General features: G+C 66.3%; 11 protein-coding genes. 5 read left to right on the forward strand and 6 right to left on the reverse strand.

What is annotated here, in order from left to right; translation table 11 throughout:
- Window positions 1-193: 193 nt before the first annotated feature.
- A complete protein-coding gene (gene waaC / locus AB3X89_RS18380) occupies window positions 194-1,198 on the forward strand; it encodes a lipopolysaccharide heptosyltransferase I (RefSeq protein ID WP_368584545.1) in 1,005 nt (334 codons plus the stop codon).
- A 510-nt stretch (window positions 1,199-1,708) separates the two neighbouring features.
- Window positions 1,709-1,840 carry a hypothetical protein gene (locus tag AB3X89_RS18385; RefSeq protein ID WP_368584546.1) on the forward strand — a complete coding sequence of 44 codons (132 nt, stop codon included), beginning with the start codon at window positions 1,709-1,711 and terminating at the stop codon, window positions 1,838-1,840.
- Window positions 1,841-1,870: 30 nt separating this feature from the next.
- Here the strand turns inward: AB3X89_RS18385 and AB3X89_RS18390 are convergent, their stop codons facing one another.
- The 6 genes from AB3X89_RS18390 to ppc all read right to left on the reverse strand — a co-directional run bounded on the left by AB3X89_RS18390 (window position 1,871) and on the right by ppc (window position 10,479).
- A complete protein-coding gene (locus AB3X89_RS18390; RefSeq protein ID WP_013088754.1) occupies window positions 1,871-2,050 on the reverse strand; it encodes a hypothetical protein in 180 nt (59 codons plus the stop codon).
- Window positions 2,051-2,173: 123 nt separating this feature from the next.
- Window positions 2,174-3,481: an MFS transporter gene (locus AB3X89_RS18395; protein ID WP_368584547.1), complete on the reverse strand. Its 1,308-nt coding sequence runs from the start codon at window positions 3,479-3,481 to the stop codon at window positions 2,174-2,176.
- A gap of 372 nt (window positions 3,482-3,853) precedes the next feature.
- On the reverse strand, window positions 3,854-4,384 hold the full coding sequence (locus AB3X89_RS18400; protein ID WP_368584548.1) for an energy transducer TonB: 531 nt from the start codon (window positions 4,382-4,384) through the stop codon (window positions 3,854-3,856).
- A 360-nt stretch (window positions 4,385-4,744) separates the two neighbouring features.
- Window positions 4,745-6,151 carry an argininosuccinate lyase gene (argH, locus tag AB3X89_RS18405; protein ID WP_368584549.1) on the reverse strand — a complete coding sequence of 469 codons (1,407 nt, stop codon included), beginning with the start codon at window positions 6,149-6,151 and terminating at the stop codon, window positions 4,745-4,747.
- A 164-nt stretch (window positions 6,152-6,315) separates the two neighbouring features.
- Window positions 6,316-7,128 carry a helix-turn-helix transcriptional regulator gene (locus AB3X89_RS18410; protein WP_368584550.1) on the reverse strand — a complete coding sequence of 271 codons (813 nt, stop codon included), beginning with the start codon at window positions 7,126-7,128 and terminating at the stop codon, window positions 6,316-6,318.
- Window positions 7,129-7,320: 192 nt separating this feature from the next.
- On the reverse strand, window positions 7,321-10,479 hold the full coding sequence (gene ppc / locus AB3X89_RS18415) for a phosphoenolpyruvate carboxylase (RefSeq protein ID WP_368584551.1): 3,159 nt from the start codon (window positions 10,477-10,479) through the stop codon (window positions 7,321-7,323).
- 543 nt (window positions 10,480-11,022) lie between these two features.
- On the opposite strand from ppc, the gene hemC reads away from it, so the two are divergent.
- The 3 genes from hemC to AB3X89_RS18430 are packed head-to-tail and all read left to right on the forward strand — an operon-like array spanning window position 11,023 to window position 15,205.
- Window positions 11,023-12,021, forward strand: a complete 999-nt coding sequence (hemC, locus tag AB3X89_RS18420; protein WP_368584552.1) for a hydroxymethylbilane synthase — start codon at window positions 11,023-11,025, stop codon at window positions 12,019-12,021.
- Complete coding sequence (gene hemDX / locus AB3X89_RS18425; protein ID WP_368584553.1) at window positions 12,021-14,012, forward strand: fused uroporphyrinogen-III synthase HemD/membrane protein HemX; 1,992 nt, start codon at window positions 12,021-12,023, stop codon at window positions 14,010-14,012. The genes hemC and hemDX overlap by 1 nt, the downstream gene beginning before the upstream one ends.
- A gap of 2 nt (window positions 14,013-14,014) precedes the next feature.
- Window positions 14,015-15,205 carry a heme biosynthesis protein HemY gene (locus tag AB3X89_RS18430; protein WP_368584554.1) on the forward strand — a complete coding sequence of 397 codons (1,191 nt, stop codon included), beginning with the start codon at window positions 14,015-14,017 and terminating at the stop codon, window positions 15,203-15,205.

Here is a 15,205-nt window from a genome sequence, read left to right on the forward strand (position 1 = left end):
GTATAAAACGTGCGGGACCGACCAGAATGCGTGAAAGACATTTGAAAAAATGACCTACGCTGGATCGTCAGGGGTATCTTTTGTTGTAATTCGCCGTATTGAAAACAGGACCGGGCACGATGCCCATTTGGCAGGGAGGCGGTAAAAACGTCGGCTAGAATAGTTTCCACTTCGGAAAACGAAGAGACCCTCAATGAAGCGAATCCTAATCGTCAAGGTCACTTCACTAGGCGATATCGTGCAGGCGTTGCCAGTCGTCGCCGATATCAAACGCGCATTTCCTGGTGTTCAGGTGGATTGGGCGGCGGACGAAGCATTTGCGCAAGTCGTGCAGTGGAGCCAGGGCGTCGACCGCGTGCTATGCGCGCCGCTGCGCCGCTTCAAGAAGGCGCGTCGCTGGAGCGATCTGAAGGCGATCTTGGCATCGATCGGCGAGCTGCGCGCATACCGCTACGACTACATCATCGACATTCACGGCGTCTACAAGAGCGCGATCATCGCCTTCCTCGCGCGCTCGTCGCGGCGCTTCGGCTATCAATCTCAGGATCTTGGCGAGCGGGGCGCCGCGTTCGCCTATACCGGGCGTTTCGGTCCACGCCCGCAAGGCAGCGCGTGGCACGGCATGCGCATCAGCGCTAGCGAGGCGCTCGGCTACGAAGTGGAAGGCCCGCCCATCTACGACCTGCGGCTACCCGCAGCCGTCCCGCAGCCGTTCGCGACACAGGACGCGCCTGTCGCCGCGCTCTTTCATGCCACGTCGAAAGCCGACAAGAAATGGCCGCTCACGCATTGGGTGGCTGTCGGGCGCGAGTTGAGCGAGCGCGGTTTTCGTGTGGTTCTGCCGTGGGGCTCGGACGGCGAGCTTGCCGAAGCCTCGCAGATCTGCGCACAGGTACCGGGCGCGACCGTGCTGCCGCAAATGAGCGTGACCGAAGTCGCGCAGATGATCGACGCGTGCGCGCTCGTGGTCGGTACCGATACGGGCTTCGTGCACCTCGCGCATGCGCTGCAGAAGCGCACCGTGATGATCTTCGTCGCGACTTCGCCATCGCATTGCGGCGTCGAGACGCCGTATCGCTCGACATCGATCGGTGACGGTCGCTCGGTACCGCCCGTTAGCGCGGCGCTCGACGCGATCGACTACGTTCACGGGGCGGAGCCGGTGCTCGCGATGCAGCAAGGATCGGCCGCCGCCTGAGATCGCGCAATCGTTTGCGCAAAAGAAAAAGAGGCGCGACGCGTAGTCCACCCGTGCGGGCGGGGACTGCATCGTCGCGCCTCAAAGAACGCCCGTGTCGGGGAACAGCGGGCGGAGAGGAATCGATTACACGTCTGTTAAAACTGTCGCTTTTCGTTGGACGCCGCAGTGTCCGATGCGCACACGCCAAGGCGGCCAGCTGGCAGCTCGCGGTGCATCGAGGCTCGCGCGGCGCGCGTCGAACCGCTCCATTGCGGCGACGCTGGCGCGGCCAGCAAGGCTTCTATCGCGACAGTGCGCTCAATCGAGTATAGGCGCTGTTTTTCGCCATGGTGGCGCGATCAGGTGAGAGCGGGGCAGGTCGTTCGAACACGCCCGTCCAACGCGCCGATCCTGTAACAGCTCGGTGATCTTCCCTTACAAATGGCAACGTTCGCCGGGGCGCGCATCGTGTCCAATCGGGTCATTCGGGGTTTGCGCTCGAATCAATCTGACTCGATGGAGAACAACATGAAACGCCTGATCCTGACTCTCCTGGCCGGCGCACTGCTGGCGTCGGCGCTCGGCGGCTGCGTCATCGCGCCGGCGCCGGGCTACTACTACGGCGGCGGTGGCTACTACCATCACGGCTACTACCGCTAAGCCGCGCTCGAGTTCCTCGAGCCGCTGGCCTCAGGCGACCAGCATTTCGAATGCGACCACCGCGGCAATAGCCGCGGCGTTCGCGGCCAGCGCTTCGACGACGATGGATTTCCACGACGCCGGACGAAAGCGCAGCGCGAGCAGCAGCGAGCCGAGCAAGGCCAGCGCGATGATCATCACGATATCGGCATTGTGAAGATGGACGTTCATGCGAGTCTCCCTGGTTTTTATAGGGTTATGTCAGGGAGTATAGGCAAGTCAAAAAGACGCGCAAGGCGGGGGATTTACCAAACGCGAATCGACGCAAGCGGGGTTGCGTCGATTCGCAATGCATCACTTCATCAGACTCGCGTCACGCGTCTCGCGCATGCACAGCACGCCGACGAGGCTCACGGCCGCCGCGACCGACACGTACGCGCCAACCCACGGCAAGCCGCCATGCGCGGCCAGCACCTGCGCGATATACGGCGCGACCGACGCGCCGAGAATCCCGCCGAGGTTGTATGCAACACCGGCGCCCGTATAGCGTACGTTGGTCGGAAACAGCTCCGGCAGCAGCGCGCCCATCGGCGCGAACGTCACGCCCATCAGGAACAGCTGGATCACGAGGAACAGCAGCACCAGCAGCGGCTCACCGCTGCCGAGCAGCGGCGCCATCGTGAAGCCCGACAGGATCGCCGCGATGATGCCGACGATCAGCACAGGCTTGCGCCCGAAGCGGTCACTCGCGCGGGCCGACAGCGGCGTCGCGATTGCCATGAACACGACCGCGATGCACAGCAGTCCGAGGAACGTCTGCCGCGGAATATGCAGCGAGCCGACGCCGTACGACAGCGAGAAGGTCGTCGCGTTGTAGAACAGCGTGTAGCAGACCACCATCGCGAGCGCGCCGAGCACGGTCGGCACCCAGTGCTGCGAGAACAGCGTCGCGATCGGCACGCGCACGCGTTCCTTGCGCTCGATCGCTGCCTGGAACGCGGGCGTCTCGGCGATCTTCAGCCGCACGTACAGGCCGAGCGCGACCAGCACCGAGCTGACGAGGAACGGCACGCGCCAGCCCCAGCTGCGGAACTGCTCGTCGGACAGCGACATGGCGAGCGCGAAGAACAGGCCGTTGGATGCGAGAAAGCCGATCGACGGTCCAAGCTGCGGGAACATGCCGAACCAGCCGCGTTTGCCGGCCGGCGCGTTTTCGGTGGCGAGCAGCGCGGCACCGCCCCATTCGCCGCCGAGGCCGATACCCTGGCCGAAACGCAGCACGCACAGCAGGATCGGCGCGAGGCTGCCGATCGCGTCGTAGCCCGGCACGAAGCCGATCAGCGTGGTCGACACGCCCATCACGAGCAGCGACGCAACCAAAGTCGACTTACGGCCGATGCGGTCGCCGAAGTGGCCGAACAGGAACGAGCCGATCGGTCGCGCGACGAACGCGATGCCGAACGTGACGAAGGCCGACAGCGCTTGCGCGGTGGCCGAGCCGTGCGGGAAGAACACCGGTCCGATCACGAGCGCGGCGGCGGTCGCGTAGACATAGAAATCGTAGAACTCGATCGCGGTGCCGATGAAGCTCGCGAAGATGATCCGCGCGCTACTGTTTTGCCCGCTTGCGGGCTGAGCCGCGGAAATCGGCGAAGTGGACATGCAGGGGTCTCCAATTGTCGTGAGGCCGCGGCGCGCTGAGCCTTGCTTCGCAGACTGGCGGCGCGCGACGGCGGCATCCTCGTTGAGGTATAGGTTTGGGCGCCGCACGCGGGTGGCGCCGCGGCACTGCAGTCGGCTCATGCGCCGCGCCGGCGGGTGTGCGGGCGGCGTGAGCCATGCCGGAAGGCTCCGGCGCGGGGAATCCGAAAATTATAGCGAGCGCGCTCGTCGCGCAGCAATGGCGGCGTAAGCTTGCGCGGCAACGAGGGGTGCGTTAAGAGCGATGCGCAATGACTCGAGCAGGTCATGTGTGGCCTGCTCCAATGCGGCGATGCGCGTGATGGTGCGGGTTGGCGCACGCGCCAACCGCGCTCAGTCGTACGTTTCCGCTTGCGGCGAAGCGAGCTCGCGCAGCTGGAACTTGCCGTTGTCGTTGAACAGCCAGTCTTCGAACAGCTCGAGCTGGCCGCGGCCGTTCAGCAGCTTGCCGGGCGGTAGCGGCAGGGGCGCCGAGCGGCGCAGCGACGCAAGCGCGGTGCTTTCGGCTTCGTCGTCGCCGTTGGTGCGATACACCGACGACTGGACGATGCGTCCATCACGATCGACCGTGAACGACACCACCACCAGCGAGCGCAGCATCGGCTGAGGCCTGCCCTGGAGCACATACGACGGATTGCGCTCGACGATTCGTCGGGCGACCGCGTCGCGATATTGATCGAGCGTCGCGCTGTTGATCGCGGCGACCGGTGTGCTGACGGTTTCGTGCTTCGTCAGCGGAGTGATCGTGCAACCGGCCACGGCAACGACACCAAGCGCGGCGAGCAACAGCCGATGCCTGGGTGCTGCGGTGAAGAAGTGCGGGGCCACACGGGGAACAGGACGGGGAGAAGTGCGCGAGAGCATCGTCGACGAACCGCGAGAAGAACCTGATTGAATGGTAGTCAAAAACCGGCGGGATTCAATTGGCGTTCGCCCGCTGAATATCATTGCGCGTGCCGCGACGACGCGCTTTGCTTTCCGATGTACTGGCCGGAAATATGCACGCGTTGGTCGGCGGGCGGAACCCGCCTACACTCTGGCGGCCTCATGCGAGGCATCGGTGGAAGTCTTTTCAGCCCGCTTCTCGCGGGCTTTCTTTTACCTGCGATTCGCCAATTACACGCGGCAACAAAAAAGGCGAACCCGCCAAACGGGTCCGCCTTTTCGCTCTCGGTTCAACCGGCCGCGCCGCAAGCCAGGCTCACGGCGCTGCACGATCATCGATTACTTCAAAGCCGCACGCGCCGCCTTCACCGCGGCCAGCACCTGCTCGGGCGCGGTGCCCCCCGGATGATTGCGGCTCGCCACCGAGCCCTCGAGCGTCAGATACGAGAACACGTCGTCGCCGATCAGATGCGCGACGTTCGGCAGTTCGCTGCGCATTTCGTCGAGCGTCAGGTCGGCGAGATCGCAGCCGCGATCGGCACAGACGCGAACCGCGAGCGCGACGGCTTCGTGCGCGTCGCGGAACGGCAGGCCTCGCTTGACCAGATAGTCGGCGAGGTCCGTCGCGGTCGAGAAGCCTTGCAGCGCGGCCTCGCGCATCGCCTGCGGCTTGACCGTGATGCCGGCGACCATTTCAGCGAAGATGCGCAGCGTGTCGGCGACCGTATCGACGGTATCGAACAGCGGCTCCTTATCTTCCTGGTTGTCCTTGTTGTACGCGAGCGGCTGGCCCTTCATCAGCGTGAGCAGCGCCATCAGATGGCCGTTCACGCGGCCGGTCTTGCCGCGCGCGAGTTCGGGCACATCCGGGTTCTTCTTCTGCGGCATGATCGACGAGCCGGTGCAGAAACGGTCGGCCAGATCGATGAAGCCGACGCGCGGGCTCATCCACAGCACCAGTTCTTCGGAGAAGCGCGACACGTGCGTCATCACCAGCGCGGACGCGGCCGTGAATTCGATCGCGAAGTCACGGTCGGAAACCGCATCCAGCGAATTCGCGCAGATGCCGTCGAAGCCGAGCGTCTTCGCGACGGCGTGACGGTCGATCGGATAGCTGGTGCCGGCGAGCGCGGCCGCGCCGAGCGGCAGACGGTTCACGCGCTTGCGGCAGTCGACCATGCGCTCGGCGTCGCGCGAGAACATCTCGACGTAGGCGAGCAGATGGTGGCCGAACGTGACCGGCTGCGCGACCTGCAGGTGCGTGAAGCCCGGCATGATGGTCGCGGCGTTCTTCTCGGCGATTTCGAGCAGCGCTACGCGAAGTTCGGTCAGTAGTTCGCCGATGCGGTCGATCTCGCCGCGCAGCCACAGGCGGATGTCGGTCGCGACCTGGTCGTTGCGCGAGCGGCCGGTATGCAGGCGCTTGCCGGCATCGCCGATCAGCGCGGTCAGGCGCGCTTCGATGTTCAGGTGCACGTCTTCGAGATCGAGCTGCCATTCGAACTCGCCGCGCTCGATTTCACCCTTGATCTGCGCCATGCCGCGCTGGATCGCGGCGAGGTCGTCGGCGGAAATGATCTTCTGCGCGGCGAGCATCGACGCGTGCGCGAGCGACCCTTCGATGTCGACGAACGCCAGACGCTTGTCGAAGAAGACCGACGACGTATAGCGTTTGACGAGCTCCGACATCGGCTCCGAGAAGCGAGCCGACCAGGCTTCGCCTTTTTTGTGCAATTGGGACGTCATGGTGTTGGGCGGTAAGAACGAGCGGTGAGGAGGCTGGCAACGCGAGTGCGCGAGTCGTGCAGAAGCGCCGCCGCAGCGAAGAAAGACGGAGATTTTAACACCGGGCGAGGGCGGCCAAGGCGCTGCCGCCGCTCGCGGACCCATTAGCGGACCCATTCGCGAGCCTATTCGCGCACCAGCACCACCAGCTTCAGATCTTCGCGATGCGCGGGCTTGAAGGTGATCTGGTCATAAACGATGCGCCCGTCGCGCGGATGGTTGAACTCGCGCCTGCCGCCCTCGCGCCCGCCGACGTCCTGCGAGGCCCAGTAGCGCGCGAACTCGTCGCTCGCGGCCGACAGCGAATCGATCAGCCCGCGCGTGGGCGCATCGTTCAGATGGCGGATCGAGTCGGCGCGGAATTCGGCGGCGAGCCGCCGCGCGCGCGTTTCCCAATCGACGATCAACGCGCGCGCGGCCGGCTCGGTGAACGTGTAGCGCAGCAGGTTGCGGTCGTGTGCACCGTCGAGCCAGCCGACGAACAGATCGGCCGCGCGCCCGTTCCACGCGAGCGCATTCCACTGCCGGTCGAGCACATAGGCCGGCGTGTCGATGAGCTGCACGGTTTGCAGCAGCGTGGCGGGCGCATCGGCGGCGGCGGGGTCGGGCTCGGCCGGATCGCGCTGCGCGGCCAGCTCGAACAGATACGCGCGCTCCGCTCGCGACAGCTGCAACGCGACCGCGATGCGCGCGAGCGCATCGGCGGAAGCGGACACCGGCCGGCCCTGCTCGATCCACGTGTACCAGGTCGGGCTCACGCCGCATAACTGCGCGACTTCCTCGCGCCGCAGACCGGGCGTGCGGCGGCGCGGCCCCGGCGGCAGACCGACCGCCTGCGGCGACAGCCGCTCGCGATGGGCGCGGATGAAGTCGCCGAGCGCGCGCGCCGGCGTGGCGTCGAGCGGCGGCGGGTGATCGGCGGAGGACGGCGTCGTCATGCTATCGGCTGCGCGTGGAGGGGAGTAATAGAGATACCAGAATAATTGCCGAACTTGTACTGGTACACGGCGGGCTCTATTGTAGCGGCTGGATTCGCGCAACGCGTTGTTCGCCATCTCGACGCGCAATGAAAAAAGCCGGGTGTGGCCTGTGTGGACCACACCCGGCTTCTGCCTGCTTCAGCGTCGATCTCAACCGGTATTGCGCAACCCCGCCGCGATCCCGTTGATGCACAAATGAATGCCGCGCCGCACGCGCGCATTGGTGTCGCCCGCGCGATAGCGTTTGAGCAGTTCGACCTGCAGGTGATTGAGCGGGTCGAGGTACGGGAAGCGGTTCTTGATCGAACGCGCAAGCAGCGGATTCTCGGCGAGCCGCTCGCTCTTGCCGGTGATCTCCGACAGCACCTTCGACGTGCGTTCCCACTCGGCAACGATGCGCTCGAACACGTGCTTGCGCAGCTTCTTGTCGGTCACGAGCGCGGCATAGCGCGACGCGACCGCGAGGTCGGTCTTCGCGATGACCATGTCCATGTTCGACATCAGGTTGGAAAAGAACGGCCAGCTCTTGTGCATCTTCTTCAGCAGCGCGAGACGGCGCGCGCGCTCGGCGTCCGACGGCGCGCTGTCCAGATGCTCGGTGACCGCGCTGCCGAAGCCGTACCAGCCGGTCAGCAGCAGCCGGCATTGGCCCCACGAGAAGCCCCACGGAATCGCACGCAGATCCTCGATCTTGCGCTGCTTCGGGTCCTGCAGCTTGCGCGACGCGGGGCGGCTGCCGATGTTCAGCTCGGCGATCTCCGCGATCGGCGTCGACTCGAAGAAATATTCCTTGAAGCCCGGCGTTTCGTAGACGAGCGCGCGATACGCGGCCATCGCCGTATCGGACAAGTGCTGCATCGTTTCCTCGTACACCGGCAGCTCGGCCAACGTGTGGTCGTGCGGCAGCAGCGACGCTTCGAGCGTCGCTGCCACGACGGTCTCCAGGTTGCGCCGGCCGATTTCCGGATTCGCGAACTTGCTCGCGATCACCTCGCCCTGCTCGGTCAAACGGATCTGACCGTCGACGGTGCCCGGCGGCTGCGACAGGATCGCCTGATAGGTCGGGCCGCCGCCGCGGCCGACGGTGCCGCCGCGTCCATGGAACAGACGCAGCGTCACGCCGCGTTCGTTGAACAGCGACAGGAGCGCCAGCTCCGCGCGATACAGCTCCCAGTTCGACGTCAGGAAGCCGCCGTCCTTGTTGCTGTCCGAGTAGCCGAGCATCACTTCCTGCTCGTTGCCCTGATGTTCGATCAGCGTGCTGATGCCGGGCAGCGCGAAGAGATCGCGCATGATGTGCGGCGCGTTGCGCAGATCGGGGATCGTCTCGAACAGCGGGATCACCATCAGGCCCGCGCGCGCGGGGTCGTGCTCGTCGCCCAGACGCCCGCGCAACAGACCCGTTTCCTTCTGCAGCAGCATCACCTCGACCAGATCGCTGACGGTTTCCGTGTGCGAAATGATGTAGTTGCGCACCGCGCGCGCGCCGAATTTCTCGCGCGTGAGGCGCGCTTCTTCGAGCACCGCGAGCTCGCTCTTCACGAGGTCGGAGTACTCGGCGTAGGGCACGCGCAGCGCGCGCGGCTGCGCGAGTTCGGCGAGCAGCACGTTCAGCTTGTCCGCTTGGGAGAGCGCCGCGTCATCGTCGTCGACGCCTGCGCACTTGAGCAGCTCGGCGATCACCGCTTCGTGGATGTCCGAGCTTTGCCGCAGATCGATGCTCGCGAGATGGAAGCCGAACACTTCGGCCGCGCGAGCGAGCGGTGCGAGACGCGGCGCGGCGAGCGGCGCGCCGTGATGCTCGGCGAGCGAGTCGATCAGCACGTGCAGGTCGCGCACGAAGTCGGCGGCGTCGTCATAGGGGGTCGCGCGAATCGGCGCGACGCCGCGGCCGGCGCTGCGCAGCGGCACGCTGCCTTCGCCGAGACGCACGCGCGCGCTCGCCGCGAGCCGCGTGTAGATGCCGATCAGCGCGCGACGATACGGCTCGTCGGTGCGATGCGGCGAGTGGTCGGGCGAGATGTCCGCGAGCTCATTGAGCGCATCGCTCACGCCGACGAGCACATTCGACATCGACAGCTCCTCGCCGAGCTTGTGCACCTGCACCAGGTAGTGCTCGAAAATCACCGCGGCCTGACGGGTGATCGCGTTTTCGAGCGTGTCGGCGGTGACGTTCGGATTGCCGTCGCGATCGCCGCCGATCCAGCTGCCCATCTGGAAGAACGGCGGCAGGCGCGCTTCGAGGCCATGCTCCTTCAGCGCCTCCTCGATGTCGGCGTACAGCGCCGGCAGTTCTTCGAGGAAGGTGCTGCGGTAGTACGACAGCGCGTTCTCGATTTCATCGGCGACCGTCAGACGCGCGTCGCGCAGCATCCGCGTTTGCCACAGCGACGTGACGCGCGCGCGCAGCATCGCTTCGTTGTGTGCGCGCTCGCGGTTCGTGAGCGGCTGGTCGCGCTCGGCGAGCAGCCGCGCGATGTCGTGCTGCGCGTCGAGAATGCTCTTGCGCTGCACCTCGGTCGGGTGCGCGGTCAGCACCGGCATGATCAGCGCGTCGTCGAAAAACCGCTGCAGCACCGGCGTCGCGGCGGCGCCGGCCGCGACGAGCCGCTCGAGCGCATGCGCGATCGTGCCCGGCTGCGAGGCCGAGCCCGCGAGCGCGTGAATGCGGTGACGACGGTTGCGGTGACGGTCCTCGGCGATGTTCGCGAGATGCGAAAAATAGCTGAACGCGCGCACGACGCTGACGGTCTGCTCGGGCGTCAGCGAGCGCAGCTTCCTGTCGAGCGTCTGCGCGGCGGCGCTGTCGTCCTCGCGACGGAAGCGCACCGCGTTCTGCCGGATCGTTTCGACGACGTCGAATATGGCGTCGCCTTCCTGCTCGCGCAGCACGTCGCCGAGCAGCCGGCCGAGATAGCGGATGTCCTGGAACAGCGGGTGGTCCTTGTCCTCGCGCGTGCGGCCGCCGTTCTTTACGGCGGGCGCGGCGGCTGGCTCAGCTTGCGACACGCCCTGGAGCTCTGCCGTCTTCGCGGCGCGCGGGAGTGTCGCGTCGCCTTCGATCTTGATCTTGACCTTGGCCGGCTTGCTGGCGGTGGCCGAAGTCGCGGCCTTTTCGGCCTTGCCGGATTTCGTTGCTTTTGGCGCCTTGTCCTGCTTGACGGGCACAGAGGTTTGCGAGGCCTTCGAGGCCTTGGCGGCTTGCGCGGCAGCGTTGGACAGGACGTCGGGCGCCGCGGCGTCGGCCGGGCGAGCGGTGGGCGAGGCAGTGTTGCGGCGGGCGGGGCGCGCCGATCCGGAAGACGTCACGATGAGTTTCCTCGGGGAAGCCAGGGTCTGTTGATTGATGAACTGCGACTGCGGAACTGCAACCAGCAAGTACAACGTGAACTGCGTGCAACAGGGACTGCGCAACGGACTACAAGACAGACTGCTAATGCGACTGCAACAAAGAGTCGAGACGGCGACCGCAAACGGCGCTTGCCGACCCACTTCGAAGCGAGCCGCGCGTGCCGCACCGCGTGCGAGGAACGACGCAAGCGCTGCCGATCGCGCGACGCCGACGAGGGACAAGGGAGCCACGGGCAGCCAGCCCGCGAAGAGACTGAACGCACGGCACACATTGCCGCAGCATGTTCGCCGCATTGCATCATCCCGCATGCCGCCGCGCGGCGCGCGAACGACCGTGCACGACAACGCTGAATGGGGGCCTTCGCGCGCGGCGCGAAGCCCGTCTCCTCCGTCGATACCGCTTGCGCACGGCGCCCCGCGGTGCTCTGGAACCCAAGGGCACAAATAAGGGCGCGTGCTAACATTGATTGTTATTCCATCCCGACATCAAGCAGCAAGCTAATGAACACCGAGACGTTTTCCACGCCACCCCACACGCTTGTGATTGCGTCGCGAGAGAGCCGTCTTGCCATGTGGCAAGCCGAGCACGTGCGATGTGCGCTGCACAAATTATATCCATCTTGTGACGTAAAAATCCTCGGAATGACGACACGTGGTGATCAGATTCTCGATCGCACGCTGTCCAAGGTTGGTGGTAAAGGGCTCTTCGTGAAAGAGCTCGAAGCCGCGCTCGCCGATGGCCGCGCCGACCTCGCGGTGCATTCGCTGAAAGACGTGCCGATGGAGTTGCCCGCCGGTTTCGCGCTGTCCACCATCATGGAGCGCGAGGACCCGCGCGATGCGCTCGTATCCAATCAGTACGACTCGCTCGCCGCGTTGCCGGCCGGTGCGGTGGTCGGCACCTCGAGCCTGCGGCGTGAAGCGATGCTGCGCATGCGCTATCCGCATCTCGACGTGCGGCCGTTGCGCGGCAATCTCGATACCCGACTCGCCAAGCTCGATCGCGGCGACTACGCGGCGATCATTCTGGCCGCGGCCGGGCTGAAGCGTCTCGGTCTCGCCGAGCGCATCCGCGCGCTGCTCGATCCGGAAGATAGTCTGCCCGCGGCTGGCCAGGGCGCGCTCGGCATCGAGATTCGCGCCGATCGCGCGGACCTCGCCGCATGGCTTGCGCCGCTGCATCATCAGCACACGGCGGCGGCCGTCGAAGCGGAGCGGATGGTGTCGCGCGCGCTCGGCGGCAGCTGCGAGGTGCCGCTCGCCGCCTACGCAACGTGGGGCGACGGCGCGCTGCATCTGCGCGGCATCGTCGCGACGCCGGACGGCCAGCGCGTGTTGAGCGCGCAGGCATCGGCGCCGGCGCCCACCATCGAACGCGCGCTCGCGCTCGGCGAGGAAGTGGCGCATTCGCTCGCGCAGCAAGGGGCACTCGAGATCGTCCGCGCGCTCAGCACCGCGAGCGGTCCCGCGGCCGCGCCCGGCGCGGCGGCCAGCGAGTGATGGCCGCCGGTACGCCCGAGAAGGCGCCGTTCACGGTCGTGATCACACGGCCGGCCGGCCAGTCGAGCGAGCTCGTCGAACGGCTCGAAGCAGCCGGCCTCGCGTCGCTCGACTTCCCGCTGATCGACATCGCACCCGTCATCGACGACGCGCCGTTGTGCGCCGCGCTCGCGTCGCTCGAACGCTACGCGCTGGTCGTGTTCGTGTCGCCGAACGCGGTCGATCACGCGTTCGCGCGCCATCACGAAATCTGGCCGCACGCGCTGCCGGTCGGCGTGGTCGGCCCGGGCAGCGTGCATGCGCTCGCGCGCCACGGCGTCAGCGCGCCGGAGCATCGCGTGATCAGCCCCGCGGCGAGCGCCGACGACGAATCCACGAGCTTCGACTCCGAGGGCCTGTTTGCCGCGATCGAGGCGCAACTCGGCGCCGCGGGCCTAGAAGGCAAGCGCGTGCTGATCGTGCGCGGCGACGGCGGCCGTGAATGGCTGAGCGAGCGCCTGCGTGAAGCCGGCGCCGAAGTCGACACGGTCGCCGCGTACCGGCGCATCGTGCCGGAGCCGTCGATCGGCGCTTGGGCGCGCGTGCACGAACTGCTCGCGGGCGCGCCGCACGCATGGCTTCTGACCAGCTCCGAGGGCGTACGCAATCTGCAGGAACTTGCCCACGAGCATCTGACCGCCGGCGAGATCGAGCAGCTCAAACACGCGCCGCTCGTCACGCCGCATCCCCGCATCGCGCAGACCGCGCGGGCATTGGGTTTTGATAGGATTACGGTGTCCGGCGCGGGCGACGAGCGCATAGTCCGCGCCCTCGTGGCCGCGGCCGCCGTGCCTCCCGTCGTCCAACCGGTATCGTCCAACCCGGCTCAACCACGCATGACTGAAACGAACGCATCCACGAACGCCTCACCTCAGCCGCCGGCAAGCGCCGCCTTGCCGCCGAACCAACCTTTCACGCCGTACGAAGCGCAAAAGCGCAGCAGCACGAGCGGACCGCTGCTGTGGTTTGTCGTCGTGGTGATCGCGTGCGCGGTGGGCGTGGGCGGCTTCGCGATGAACCGCAAGCTGGTGCGCACCGAGCAGGAACTCGCGCAGCGTCAGCAGGCCAACGACACGCAGACCAACGAACTGCGCATCAAGATCGACCAGGCGCTCGCCACCGTGCATCAATCGGACTCGCAGGTCGCGCAGCTCGAAGGCAAGCTCGCCGATGCGCAGGCCGCGCAGCAGGCGCTGCAACAGCAGTACGCGGACCTCGCGCGCAATCGCGACGACTGGACGCTCGCCGAAGTCGGGCAGATGCTGTCGGCGGCCAGCCAGCAGTTGCAGCTGACCGGCAATACGCAGCTCGCGCTGTTCGCATTGCAAAGCGCCGATACGCGCCTCGCGGCGTCCGATAGCCCGCAGGCGCTTGCGGTGCGCAAGGCGATCGCGCAAGACATCGACAAGCTGAAGGCCGCGCCGTCCACCGATCTGACCGGCCTCGCGATCAAACTCGACAACGCGATCGATCACGTGAGCGGCCTGCCGCTGTCGGGTGAAGCACCGATTCCGCGTGCCACGCCGCACGCGGCCACGTGGGTCGACACCGCGAAGGTGGCCGCCGCCACCGGCAAGCCGCGCTGGGAAGTGTGGATCGACGAGGTCACGCACGGCATCGGCGAACAGCTGTCGAGCCTCGTGCAGGTGCGCCGTATAGATAACGCCGACGCGATGCTGGTCTCGCCGGATCAAGGCTACTTCGTGCGCCAGAACCTGAAGCTGCGTCTGCTGTCGGCGCGCCTCGCGCTGCTGTCGCGCAACCAGACCACGCTGAAGTCCGATCTGCAGGCGGCGCAGTCCGCGTTGACGCGCTACTTCGACACTTCGTCGAAAGACACGCAGATGGTTATCGATCTCGTCAAGCAGGTGGACGCCGGTTCGGCCGCGGTCGAGCTGCCGAACCTCGAAACGAGCCTGCAGGCCGTCAATCAATACCGGAACCGGGGTTAATCATGGCGATCCGGGGACTTCTATGGCTCGCGGCACTGTTCGCCGTCGCGGTCATGCTCGCGGTGGGTGGGCGCTTCGACGCGGGGCAGGTGCTGTTGATCTATCCGCCTTATCGCGTCGACATGTCGCTGAATCTGTTCATCGTCGGGCTGGTGGTGCTGTTCATCCTGCTCTACGCGCTGTTGCGCATCATCCGCAATATCTGGCGCATGCCGCAGCGCGTCGCCGCGTACCGCGCACGCGCGCGTGTCGCGAAAGCGCACGCGGCGTTGCGCGACGCGATCGGCAACCTGTACGCGGGCCGTTTCTCGCGCGCGGAAAAGGCTGCCAAGGACGCGCTCACGAATGGCGACAACAAGGGCGCGGCCGGTTTGATCGCGGCGACCGCCGCGCATCGCATGCATGAATACGGGCGGCGCGACGAATGGCTCGCGCAGATCGACGAAGCCGAGTGGCAGGACGCGCGCCTGATGGCCACCGCCGACATGCGCGCCGACGGCCGCGACGCCGACGGCGCGCTCCATGCGCTGACCGAGATGCAATCGCAAGGCGCGCGGCGCATCCACGCGCAGCAGATCATGCTGCGCGCGCAGCAGCAGCTGAAGAACTGGGGCGAAGTGCTGAAGCTCGTGAAGACGCTGGAGAAGCGCGAGGCGATCCATCCGGCGGTCGCGGTGCGGCTGCGTCAGCTGGCGGCGGAAAATCTGCTGCGCGATCGTCGTCACAATGCCGAGGCGCTGCTCGAATTGTGGAATTCGCTGTCGGCGACCGAGCGTCATTCGCCGCGCCTCGCCGATACCGCCGCCGAACTGCTGGTCGCGCTGAACCGCCCGCAGGAGGCGCGCAAGATCGTCGAGGAAGCGCTTGCACAGAACTGGGATGCGCGGCTGTTGCGCCGCTATCCGGACACGGCCGGCGGCGATGCGTTGCCGCTGATCCAGAAGGCCGAGGCGTGGCAGAAGGATCGGCCGGAAGACGCGGACCTGATGTTCGCGCTGGGGCGTCTGTGCCTGCATCAGCAGTTGTGGGGCAAGGCGCAGTCGTTCCTCGAACGCGCGCTGAAGCTCGCCGACAACGAGACGCTGAAAATCCGCTCGCATCGCGCGCTCGCGCGTCTGCACGAGCAGCTTGGAGACACCGATAAGGCGAGCGAGCACTATCGCGAGAGTGCGTTGGCGATGAACGTGACGTGA

Origin of the sequence: Paraburkholderia sp. BR14320, from assembly GCF_040948665.1 — a bacterium.
Taxonomy (GTDB): Bacteria; Pseudomonadota; Gammaproteobacteria; order Burkholderiales; family Burkholderiaceae; genus Paraburkholderia; species Paraburkholderia youngii.